This is a genomic window from Spirosoma knui (genome assembly GCF_054780635.1).
On the sequence record NZ_BAAGVY010000001.1, the window covers coordinates 850,350 to 862,399 of the forward strand.

A 12,050-nucleotide genomic window follows, 5' to 3' on the forward strand; every position below is an offset into this window, starting at 1 on the left:
TTTAAGGAATCTGGGTAAGATACGAGGTAGATTCAGAAGGCATCCTGGCTTTTTGGATCAGCAATGCTCGTGTCTTATCCGTTACAAATCCATGATTCGATTATCCCTGTTTTTGTTCGCTGCTGTTCTGCTGGTTGGATTGTCAGCAGGCCGAAAACCAATCAACAAGCGGCTGGCGCGGCAAAAAGCCCCCAATATCATTTTTATTCTGACCGACGATTTGGGGTACGGCGATGTAGGCGTTTTGTTTCAGAACGGGCGACCCAGCCGGGGACAACCGGCTCATCAGACCCCGCAACTGGATAAGATGGCTCGGGAGGGATTGACGCTAACCCGCCACTACGTACCAGCTCCCGTGTGTGCCCCCTCGCGGGCGTCGCTGATGCTGGGCAGACACCAGGGTCACGCGAACGTCAGAAATAACCAGTTTGACAAAGCCTTGGCCAACGATCATACACTGGCCTCTGTGCTGAAACAGGCCGGATACGCTACAGGTCTGGTCGGCAAGTGGGGATTACAGGGTACGACTGGAAACAGCCCTCAGACCTGGGAAGCTTACCCAACCAAACGCGGATTCGACTACTTCCTGGGCTACGTTCGGCATGGCGATGGGCACAATCATTATCCGGCTCACAAAGCCCGGCAGCGAACCCCCGTCCAGCTTTATCAGGGCAACGACGAAATTTCGCAGCAACTCAAAGGCGTTTATACCACCGATCTGTTCACGGCGGCCGCTAAAAAGTGGATAACTGATCAGCGGCAGAATCAACCCGAAACGCCTTTCTTTCTGTATCTGGCCTATGATACGCCACACGCGGGCTTACAGGTCGCTTCATCGGCCTATCCGGCAGGTGGTGGACTAAAGGGTGGAGTACAATGGAAAGGGAAAGCCGGTCAGTATGTGAACACGGTTTCCGATACTATCGATACGTATATACACCCCGACTATGCCGATCAAGACTGGCCAGATTATCAGAAGCGATTCGCCAGTATGGTTCGGCGGATCGACGACGGGGTAGGCGATATTATGCAGTTGCTGAAGGATTTGCGCATTGACGAGGAAACGCTCGTTGTGTTCACTTCCGATAATGGCCCGCACAAAGAATCGTACGGCTATGGCGACTATGCGCCTGATTTTTTCGATAGCTACGGAGCGATGGATGGCATCAAGCGCGATGTATGGGAGGGTGGTATCCGGGTGCCGACGCTGGTACGGTGGCCGGGACATATCCGGGCCAGTCAGCGCTCCGATTCACCCAGCGGATTCCATGACTGGCTGCCCACGTTTGCTCAACTGGCGTCCGTACCCGCTCCCGCCAGTACAGATGGGGTGTCGCTGCTGCCAACGCTGACCGGAAACGAAATGCAACGGCCAGGTACGGTATATATTGAGTATCAGGTTGACGGCAAGACGCCCGATTATGCGGACTTCGAACCAGCACATAAAGGGCAGGCACACGGCGAGATGCAGGTCATTTACCTGGATGGCTACAAAGGTGTTCGAACCAATATTCAATCGGCCGACGATGAGTTTCAAATCTACGACATCCGAACCGACGCGAAAGAACGGAATAACCTGGCGGGCAGCAGTCCCTACTTTTCGACGCTTCAAAAGCGGATGAAACAGCGGGTATTACAGGTACGTCGGCCAGATTCGAGCGCCCGGCGACCGTATGATGAGACGCCTGTTCCAGCGTTGGCTCTTGTACGATCCTCAACGGCCGGACTTCGTTACCGCGCCTATGAACTCGCTACACCCTGGACGCCAAACGTAGCGAGCTTACCCACGAAGCCCGTTAAAACCGGAATTAGTAAGGGCGTAGATGTGGGAGTCCGGACGCGCGATACCGACGTCGTTCTTGAATACAGTGGTTTGCTCGACGTACCGCAGACGGGAGCGTATACCTTCTCGTTGCAGACCGACCGGGGCGCTATGGTTCGCTTGCACGAGGCTACTGTTTTGCACACGGGTAAAGACTACAAGCCCGGTGAAACTTTATCCGCTACCATTCAACTCGAAAAAGGCCACCACCCAATCCTGATCATCTACGCCCGGAATACCCAGGGAACGCCTGACCTGAAAATACAATGGAGCGGTCCAGGATTCAATGCGCAACCTCTGGCACCGGTACGATTACAGCATGTGAATGACAAGGCCAGGTCAGGCCGATAGTAATTCGGCGCTTATCTGTAATCACGGTTCAATAGCTGGACGGGTCTACAAAAATTTATCGGCACAGTGCTGATTACTCTTCCTGTATACCAATAAACAGGCTGTCAAGTAGTATATATAAATTTTATGTTTATATATTTGATTCTTATATATTATTTCCATTAGTTTTAGACCACAAATAAGGGATGGACAAACAGGCTCTGTCTAAAGCTAAGCACTATGTGGCGTAATTACCTGACCATTAGTAAGCGTAATTTATGGCGTAACCGTAAGGTGAGCATAATTAGTATTGGCGGACTAGCCATCGGTCTGGCGGGGGGACTTGTCCTTTTTCTGCTTGTTAGCTATTTGTTCAGCTTTGATCGATACCACGCTAAAGCGGACCGAACGTATTGGATCGTCACAGATATACGCCACGAAAACGTTATGCCTACCGACGCTACGCCCCGGCCGCTCGGCGAGGTATTGAGACAGGATTATCCATTTGTAGAAAGTGCGGTTCGGCTCGACAACCTGTTCGGTCGAATTCTGAGTGTTCCGGATGGGAAAGGAGGCTTTTCGAAGAAGTTTGAGGAGTCACGTATCCTTTGCTTTACTGAGCCCCAATTCTTTGACATTTTTGACGTCAAGTGGCTGGAGGGCAACCGAACAACGGCACTCGCGTCGCCTAATACGGTGGTTTTGTCGAAACGGTACGCTCAAAAATACTTCGGGGATGTGAATCCTTTAGGTCGCGTTTTACGGTATGATAACCAGACTAATCTGACCGTAACCGGACTTATCGATACGCCACCCTCCAACACGAAGCTAAGGTATGAGGTGCTGATTTCGTACAGCACTATTCCGGTGGTTCTCGGCGCGGGTGGTAAAGCGGACATGCAGCACTGGGGTGATGTTAGAACCATGTGTTTTGTTACGTTGCGCGAAGGGACATCGCCGGAGCAACTGACCAATACGTTCCCGGCTATCCAGCGAAAGTACATGAGTTCCGAAGAGGCTAAGAAACTGGAATTTCATGCCTTGCCCCTAGGAGAGCTGGATCACAATCCTCAATATGGCGGTCGTACACCCCGTCCTATATTGTATGCCTTGATTGTTGTTGGCTTATTTCTCGTTGCGGCTTCGTGTATCAATTTCATTAACCTCGCCACGGCACAGGCTCTGAACCGGTCTAAAGAAGTCGGGGTGCGTAAAACGGTAGGCAGCACGCGCTGGCAGCTCATTGCGCAGTTTATGATTGAAACATCGATCGTGGCATTGGCCGCTGTTGTCGTGGCGCTGGTACTGGCTCAACTAAGCTTACCTCTGTTAAACAAGTCGCTGGCCGTACTGAACGCTGACCTGTCGATACTTGATGTGTTTTGGCCACGGTCTTTAGTTTGGTTTAGCGGATTGGTTGTTGGAGTAATTCTGCTGGCCGGCCTGTATCCGTCGCTGGTGCTGGCTCGTTTCAACCCCGTGGCTGCTCTGCGGGGGCGTCTAACAACACAGCAGGTAGGCAGCGTGCGGGTTCGACGGGGGCTGGTAATTATTCAATTTTTCATTACGCAACTCTTTATCATTGGCGTCATTGTCATGATAGCCCAGGTACGTCATATGCGACAGGCGGATCTGGGTTTTTCGAAAGACGCAGTTTTAATAGTACCCGTGCCGACGACCAATCCGATCAAGCAGCAAACAATACGTGAGCAGCTGGGTCAGGTGCCAGGTGTTGAGCAAGTTGCCCTGGGCGCCGAACCACCAGCTGCTCAGGCGAGAATGCCAGTGCCCTTTACGTTCGATACGCATACCATAGCCGAAAAATTTCCAGCCGTAGTGAAGATTGGCGATACACGGTACGTATCGCTGTTCGGATTGCGTTTGTTGGCGGGGCATAACTTTCGCAACGATGACACGACAAACCGGGAAGCGATTGTTAACGAAACCATGGTGAAGCAATTGGGCTTGCGCTCGTCCGGTGATATTCTGGGTAAACGATTGCGGATCTGGGGCCGGGATGAAACGATAATCGGCGTTGTGCGAGACTTTCACACGACGGGCTTGCGCATGGGTATTCAGCCAATGGTTTTGCTTAACTATCCAAGTGAGAATCACATGGCTGCGTTAAAAGTTAGCCCTGCCAATCTGCCAGCAATGACTAAAGCTGTTGAAGCGAGCTGGAATAAACTGTTTCCTGAGCACGTATTCAAGTCGAGTTTTGTCGACGACCTGGTTGCTGAATTTTACCTTACCGAACGTATTCTGTTGGGCTTAGCCGAGGTGTTTGCCCTCCTGGCCATACTGATCGGATGTCTGGGTCTCTACGGGCTGATTACGTTCATGGCAGAAGCGAAAACAAAGGAAATCGGCGTTCGGAAAATACTGGGCGCTACGGTACGTCAACTCCTGTGGCTGTTCGGTCGTGAATTTGGTAAACTGATTGCAATCGGGTTCGTTCTGGCAGCTCCAATCGGCTGGTTTCTGATGAATGGCTGGCTACAAGGCTATGCTTACCGAATCAACGTAGGGTGGTGGGTGTTTGGATTAACGATCCTCCTGGCCGTATTCATTACGTTGCTTACGGTCGGCTATGAATCCATGAAGGCAGCTCTGCGTAATCCAGCCCAAAGCCTGCGGACAGAGTGATAAACGTAATACGTGAGCAATACCAGTTGAAGGCCGATCCAATAGCTAAACGAAAAGCGATAGTCTATCGAAAAACTTGGTAATTGGTTGGTACTTACATAAATCCCTTGTTCACTTCCAAGATGGTTCAGCTCATATTCGTTGCTATTCGTGAACCCTGGATTTTTATTTGTGGAACATTCCGTGGAACAGTCTTGGATTCGTGAAAACTATCCGGCATATTTGGGACTGCAACGCACAGACCCATGGGTAAAGTCATTGCTATCGCCAACCAAAAAGGGGGCGTCGGTAAAACTACGACAACAATTAATTTGGCCGCCAGCTTGGCCGCCCTCGAATTTCAGACGCTCATTGTTGACGCGGACCCTCAGGCGAACTCTACGTCGGGGCTGGGTTACAATCCAAAAGAAATCGAGAACAGCATTTACGAGTGTATGGTTGAGGGCGTACGTCCCCACGATGCAATTATCCAGACGGACTTTCCGAATCTGGATCTGTTGCCATCGCATATCGACCTGGTCGGGGCTGAAATCGAAATGATCAACCTCCAGAATCGGGAGGATAAAATGAAGAACGCGCTGGATAGCATACGTGACGCCTACGACTTCATTATCATTGACTGCTCTCCTTCGCTGGGGCTGATTACGATCAACAGCTTAACGGCTGCCGACTCGGTCATTATTCCGGTGCAATGCGAATATTTTGCGCTGGAGGGACTGGGTAAACTGCTCAACACCATCAAGATCATTCAGTCGCGCCTGAACACACATCTGGCCATTGAAGGTATTTTGTTGACGATGTACGACCTGCGCGTGCGTTTGTCGAATCAGGTAGTGGGCGAAGTAACGACCCATTTTCAGCAGATGGTCTTTAGCACCATTATTCCGCGTAATATCCGATTGAGCGAGTCTCCCAGTTTTGGTGTGCCAGCACTGGCGCAGGACGCCGACAGTAAGGGAGCGGTTAGTTACCTGAATCTGGCCCGCGAAATTCTGATTAAAAACGGCTTGATGCCACAGGAGGCTTAAACGTCATTCGTTGTCATTAGTGGTCATGACGGTCGCGAGATAGCAAATGATTACACTTGACGATTAATGACAAAAATGACCTTTTCGTATGGAAAACGCGAACACCAAAGCACCAAATAAGAAGATGATTGGATTGGGCCGTGGCTTAGGTGCCTTGCTGCATGACAGCGAAGCGGTGAACCGGCAAACAAAAACATCTCCGTTCGAATCAATCAGTACGATGACCGAAATCGGTTTGTCGCTGATCGAAACGAACCCGTTTCAGCCGCGAACCCGCTTCGACGAAGAGGCTCTTCAGGAGCTTGCCGAATCCATTCGCGTACAGGGAATCATTCAACCGATTACAGTTCGGCAACTCGGTAAAGACCGCTATCAGCTTATTTCGGGTGAACGGCGTCTGCAAGCGTCGAAACTGATTGGCTTAACGACCATTCCGGCTTACGTTCGTACGGCGAACGACCAGCAAATGCTGGAAATGGCCCTGATCGAGAACATTCAGCGTGAAAACCTGAACTCGATCGAAATTGCGCTTAGCTATCAGCGGCTCATCACGGAGTGCAGCCTAAAGCAGGAAGAATTAGGCGAACGCGTTGGTAAAAACCGCACGACTGTCAATAATTACATTCGACTGCTCAAGTTACCGCCCGTAATTCAGGCGGCTTTGCGCGACAATAAAATTTCGATGGGGCACGCCCGGGCCATCATCAACATCGAAAACCCTGATTCCCAGATTCGGCTCTTCAACCGGGCGGTTGACGAAGAATGGTCGGTACGGAAAGTAGAGGAAGCGGTACGTAACCTGTCCGATGAGCTGGACGAACCCGCCACGAGCCGTCGTGTTACGCTTCCCAAGCAGGAAATGCGCAGCCTTCAGTTTAAGCTGTCGTCGTTGTTTGGTACTAAAGTTTCCATTAAAGCCGACGAGAAGCACAAAGGCGAAATCAAAATACCGTTCACCTCGCAAGAAGAACTGGCTAAGATCTTAGAGGTGCTGAACTCACAGGCCTGATCGTGTTAAAGTATCTTAAAGAGAGAGCCCAGTGGGCGAGTCAAAGATACGTTGACCGTTATAGAGGTATGAGATCACTCATGAACCTCTTTGCTGTCGTTTTTCTGGTGATGCTGCCGACCTGCCTGCTCTTCGCTCAGCAACCGGCCATTGCACCGGCCCCAACGCCACAAGCTACTGATTCGACCAAACAAGCACGTACTGCCCTCGATTCAATACCCGCTTCCGCGCAACCCGGCAATCAGACTGCCGCGCCGATTCGGGTTGGCTCGTCTGAGCTGACGCTAGACGACAGTAGCTCGGTCAGGACCGATACGGTTCGCCTAACGAGTAGACAACAGGACCGAATCCATAAAATTATTCCTAAAAAAGCGACGCTGCACTCGCTGGTATTGCCAGGGTGGGGGCAAGCCTACAATCGACAGTATTACAAAATACCCTTCATTTATGCCGGTTTCGGCGTAATGGGCTATCTGTTCGTCAAATACCGGGGGCTGGCTAATGAAGCCGCCAATGGCTATAGATTATTGTTGTACGGTCTCCCAAAGCAGACTGTTATTGAACCGCCGGCTACTGTTCCAAAAGCAATATTTAAAGAGGTAACAATTCCTGGTGAAAAGGTAACTGAAGTGCAGATTGGTGATTTCATTTATCGTTCAACGGCGGGCGCCAAAAACGCGTACGATACGTACCGTCGTTACCGCGATTTGAATATTCTTCTATCGGCTGCCTTATGGGGCCTTAATATTGTAGAAGCAAACGTAGCCGCGCATTTAAAAACATTCGATCTGACCGACGACATCTCGATGCGGGTTGAGCCGAACGTATTGCCCATGCCGGGTACAGGATTTGTGCCTGGTATTCGCGTTGCTTTCACGTTTAAATGATTTATTGATCAATGAAGTAGAGAAGCGGGGCGAAACCGTTTGCCCAATGTAACTGGGATTGTTTTGCCTCCCTTCTTCCTCGATTTTAACTATGAACATTCTTCTATTAGGGTATGGCAAAATGGGTAAGACAATCGAAAAGATTGCTCTTGACCGCGGTCACCAGATTGTTGGTCGGATCGATGCCGATAATCGTGACGAGTTGCTTGCTTTAAAAACAGACGGCGTCGATGCAGTCATCGAGTTCAGTTCGCCCGAGTCCGCCGTTGAAAATATCATGTACTGCTTTGAACGAGGCTGGCCAGTTGTTTGTGGAACGACCGGTTGGCTAAGTCACCGGCCGGAAGTTGAGAAGGCCTGCCTGGAGAAGAAGGGCGCTTTTTTCTACGCGTCGAACTACAGCATTGGCGTAAATCTGTTTTTCCGGCTAAATAAAACGCTGGCTCAGTTTATGCGGAATTACCCGTCGTACCACGTATCGATGACGGAGATTCATCATACCGAAAAGAAGGATGCGCCCAGTGGTACGGCCATTACGTTGGCCGAAGGTATCGTAGAACACTTGCCAACCAAGCAACGTTGGGAGAGCAAAGAGGCTGACAGTGCCCGTATTAACTCAATCGACGCCGTTGAAATCGAGTCGCTTCGGGAAGGAGCTGTGCCGGGGACCCACGTAGTACGGTACGAGTCGGATGTCGACCGAATCGAGATTGCCCACGTGGCTCACAGCCGTCAGGGGTTCGCACTGGGCGCTGTAATTGCCGCCGAATGGATTGCCGGTCGTGAGGGTGTATTTGGTATGGATGACCTGCTGGGGAATGATGAACGATAAGCGATAGTGATGAATGGTTGTTAATCAGCCACTCATCTTTCGTAACTTCGCATTTCGTTACGTCTTCGTCAGCGCTCGTTTATCATTTGTCATTTACTGTTTAAGATACCGTGTCAGAAGTAAAAATCAGAGCCGCTCAGAACCCGGCTAAGCCGCAAAAGTCAGCCTTCCGCGAGTGGTTTGACTCTATTTTGTTCGCCGTTGTGGCCGCGACCTTGATTCGCTGGCTGTTTATGGAAGCGTTTACAATTCCGACGCCCTCGATGGAGAATAGCCTGATGGTTGGCGATTTTCTGTTCGTGAGCAAGCTACATTACGGTACCCGGACACCCCGGACACCTTTGCAGGTGCCGCTGACCCACCAAAAGATCTGGGGTACGAATATTCCGTCGTATAGTACGGCGATTCAACTGCCCTCGTACCGGCTGCCGGGTTTTACTCACGTGAAGAACGGAGACGTAGTGGTGTTCAACGTACCGCCTAAGTACCTGAACGACAACATTGACTATCCCGTCGATTTGAAAACGAATTACATCAAGCGGTGCATCGGTATTCCGGGCGATGTGCTGGAAGTACGGCAGCGTGAAGTCTTTGTAAATGGCAAGCCCTTTGCCAAGCCGCCCCGTTCAGAACAGAAGTATTTCATAAAAACAACGGAGGTGCTCGACGCAAACTTCTTCCGTAAGTATGATATCGTTAACGATTACCGGGACCCCAGCCAGCCAACGGAGAACTGGAAGCCGCTGGAGCAGTACAACGATTCGACTAAAACGTCGGCGATGGTTGGCTACAGCGTCAACACGACCGAAGACGTAATTGCTAAGTTCAAGCAGTTTGATTGGGTAAAAGGCATTGAACCCATGGCCGACACACCCGGTGAGATGTCGCCCGGTATCTACGGAACGCCAACATTCAAATGGAATCACGATAATTTCGGGCCGATTACAATCCCCAAAAAAGGCGCTACCATTCAAATCAATCAACAAACGATTGCCTTATATGGTCCGGTGATCGAACTGTACGAAGGAAATGAAAATGTTGAGCTAACGCCGACCAGTGTTAAAATTGGCGGACAGCCTGTTACGTCGTATACCTTCAAACAGGATTATTACTTCATGATGGGCGACAACCGCGATAACTCGTTGGACTCACGTTTCTGGGGGTTTGTACCCGAAGATCACATCGTTGGTAAGGCGGTGTTCGTGTGGATGTCGCTCGATCCGAACCCGGCCAACATCTGGAATAAAATTCGCTGGAACCGCCTGTTCCGGACGATTGATTAAGGAGTAGGAGTAAAGGGAAGAGGGGGACGAAAGGGAATAAAGGGAGCTTCATACTCAGCACCTTCTCCCTTTGGTCCCCCTCTTCCCGTTCCTCCTTTGCAACTTTACCACTCAATCGGAGCCAGTCCTTTGCTGATCAGGTACTCGTTGGCCTGGCTAAAGTGCTTGTTGCCGAACCACCCACCCCATTGTGCGGCCATGGGTGACGGGTGTTTCGATTTCAGGATCAGGTGTTTCTTACCGTCGATAACGGCCCCCTTCTTTTGGGCATAAGCGCCCCAGAGCATAAAAACGACATGCTCTTTCTCATCCGAGATCAGTTTAATAACCTCGTCGGTAAAGGTCTCCCAGCCTTTGCCCTGGTGCGAACCAGCCTGCCCGGCCCGCACGGTGAGCGTGGCGTTGAGCAACATAACACCCTGACTAGCCCAGCGTTCCAGGTTTCCGGATTTAGGAACCGGTTTACCTAAGTCATCCTGAATTTCTTTAAAAATGTTGACCAGTGAGGGCGGTTTGGTAATCCCATCGGCAACGGAAAACGCGAGCCCATTCGCCTGCCCTTCGCCGTGGTACGGGTCCTGCCCCAGAATGACGACGCGGGTATCGTCGAATTTGCATGCATTGAAGGCATTAAACATCAGACGACCCGGGGGGTAAACCCGTTGTGTACTGTATTCTTGCCGTAAAAATTCGGCTAACTGGCGAAAATAAGGCTTGTCGAACTCCGGCTGTAGTCGCGACTGCCACGATTCTTCGATAGATACTTTCATGCGGGGAACTGATCGTAATGATTCGGCATTATAGGCCCATAAACGCCGGAATCCACTCCCCGAAAATTTTTTGAAAGTGGTTCTTGCGTAACAAAACTAATCAACTTAATTTTCGTTCTAAGGTTGCAAACGACACTGAATTTATGGTTTCGTCAGTCACAGAAGGTGTAAAGGTAAGCGTGAAAACAGAATACCAGTCGGACTACTCCAGTCCGCTCCAGGCGCACTACGTGTTCACGTACCGAATCACGATCGAAAATGCCAGCGATTACACTATCCAGTTGCTCCGGCGCCATTGGATGATCTTTGATTCAAACGGTACCGTCCGGGAGGTCGAAGGCGAAGGGGTAGTTGGTCTGCAGCCGGTGCTGGAGCCCGGTGAAGTTCACGAATACGTATCGGGCTGTAACTTGCGCTCAAGCATGGGCAAAATGGCCGGTACCTACCTCGTCGAACGCATTATCGACGGAAAACAGGTTCGCGTAACCATCCCCGAGTTTACGATGGTTGTGCCGTACCGGTTGAATTAATTTAGTAAGCGCTGATCAATCGGCCTTCACCTTATTTTGAATGATGCCCGACAGCGTAGCGCCTTTGGCTCTGCGCCGGTTACGAGTCATCGTTCATTGCCAATGCTTCTTGCTTATCTTCGCTACTTAAGTCGTGCCCGCGACGAACATTCGCTTCACTCTCCGTTCTTATTTGCCTTATACTGTCAGGTTATTCGGAAGGACAATCGGCGCGAGCCTGCCTTTGCGCCACTGCGTGCATTACGTAAACAATTACGTAAGAATCCACAGACAATAGCCATCACTGATTACGGGGCGGGTTCGAAGGTAAACCCGTCGCGACAGCGAACGATTCGTGACATTGCTCGTCATTCTCAGAAACCGACTCGCTTTGGTCGGTTGTTGTTCCGACTTGTCGACCGATTCCAGGCGAAAACCGTTCTTGATTTGGGTACGTCGCTGGGGTTAACCACGGCCTATCTGGGCGAAGCTACCAAACGTACGGCGGGTCAGGTGCTGACGTTTGAGGGATGCCCGGCAACAGCTGCTATTGCGCAGCAGAATTTTGCTCAGTTAGCGCTGCACCACGTAACGACCGTAGTCGGGAACATTGACGATACGTTGCCCGCGCAGGTTAAGGCACTTTCGAAACCAATCGATCTGGCCTTCTTCGATGCCAACCATCGGTACGAGCCGACCATTCGCTATTTCGAAACCTGTCTGTTGAACATCCATAACGATACAGTTTTCATCTTTGACGATATTCACTGGTCGGCCGAGATGGAACAGGCTTGGGCGTATATTCAGCGGCATCCGGCCGTTAGCGTAACGGTTGATTTGTTTTGGGTGGGGTTGGTGTTCTTCCGCAAAGAGCAACCCAGGCAGGATTTTGTGTTGCAGTTCTAAAAAGATTGTAGGGCTAATTCGTTATCTT

General features: G+C 50.7%; 10 protein-coding genes. 9 read left to right on the plus strand and 1 reads right to left on the minus strand.

Features of this window, described 5'->3' with window-relative positions; genetic code table 11:
• The first annotated feature begins 91 nt into the window (after positions 1-91).
• The 7 genes from ACYVIY_RS03475 (at position 92) to lepB (ending at position 9,837) form a co-directional block, all read left to right on the plus strand.
• Positions 92-2,173 (plus strand): sulfatase-like hydrolase/transferase, encoded by a 2,082-nt coding sequence (locus ACYVIY_RS03475; RefSeq protein WP_460974877.1) that lies wholly within the window; start codon positions 92-94, stop codon positions 2,171-2,173.
• 219 nt (positions 2,174-2,392) lie between these two features.
• The gene (locus tag ACYVIY_RS03480) at positions 2,393-4,798 is read left to right on the plus strand and encodes an ABC transporter permease (protein ID WP_460974878.1); all 2,406 of its coding nucleotides are present in this window, start codon (positions 2,393-2,395) and stop codon (positions 4,796-4,798) included.
• A gap of 245 nt (positions 4,799-5,043) precedes the next feature.
• On the plus strand, positions 5,044-5,826 hold the full coding sequence (locus tag ACYVIY_RS03485; protein WP_460974879.1) for a ParA family protein: 783 nt from the start codon (positions 5,044-5,046) through the stop codon (positions 5,824-5,826).
• An 88-nt stretch (positions 5,827-5,914) separates the two neighbouring features.
• A complete protein-coding gene (locus ACYVIY_RS03490; protein ID WP_460974880.1) occupies positions 5,915-6,835 on the plus strand; it encodes a ParB/RepB/Spo0J family partition protein in 921 nt (306 codons plus the stop codon).
• A 68-nt stretch (positions 6,836-6,903) separates the two neighbouring features.
• Positions 6,904-7,722: a DUF5683 domain-containing protein gene (locus tag ACYVIY_RS03495; RefSeq protein WP_460974881.1), complete on the plus strand. Its 819-nt coding sequence runs from the start codon at positions 6,904-6,906 to the stop codon at positions 7,720-7,722.
• A 91-nt stretch (positions 7,723-7,813) separates the two neighbouring features.
• A complete protein-coding gene (gene dapB / locus ACYVIY_RS03500) occupies positions 7,814-8,554 on the plus strand; it encodes a 4-hydroxy-tetrahydrodipicolinate reductase (RefSeq protein ID WP_460974882.1) in 741 nt (246 codons plus the stop codon).
• A 110-nt stretch (positions 8,555-8,664) separates the two neighbouring features.
• A complete protein-coding gene (lepB, locus tag ACYVIY_RS03505) occupies positions 8,665-9,837 on the plus strand; it encodes a signal peptidase I (protein WP_460974883.1) in 1,173 nt (390 codons plus the stop codon).
• Positions 9,838-9,941: 104 nt separating this feature from the next.
• Here the strand turns inward: lepB and ung are convergent, their stop codons facing one another.
• Entirely contained in the window at positions 9,942-10,607 is a 666-nt protein-coding gene (gene ung, locus ACYVIY_RS03510; protein ID WP_460974884.1) for a uracil-DNA glycosylase, read from the minus strand.
• A gap of 143 nt (positions 10,608-10,750) precedes the next feature.
• Between ung and apaG the strand changes: the two genes are divergently transcribed.
• Complete coding sequence (apaG, locus tag ACYVIY_RS03515; protein ID WP_460974885.1) at positions 10,751-11,137, plus strand: Co2+/Mg2+ efflux protein ApaG; 387 nt, start codon at positions 10,751-10,753, stop codon at positions 11,135-11,137.
• Between the two features lie 102 nt (positions 11,138-11,239).
• The gene (locus tag ACYVIY_RS03520; protein ID WP_460974886.1) at positions 11,240-12,022 is read left to right on the plus strand and encodes an O-methyltransferase; all 783 of its coding nucleotides are present in this window, start codon (positions 11,240-11,242) and stop codon (positions 12,020-12,022) included.
• Positions 12,023-12,050: the final 28 nt, after the last annotated feature.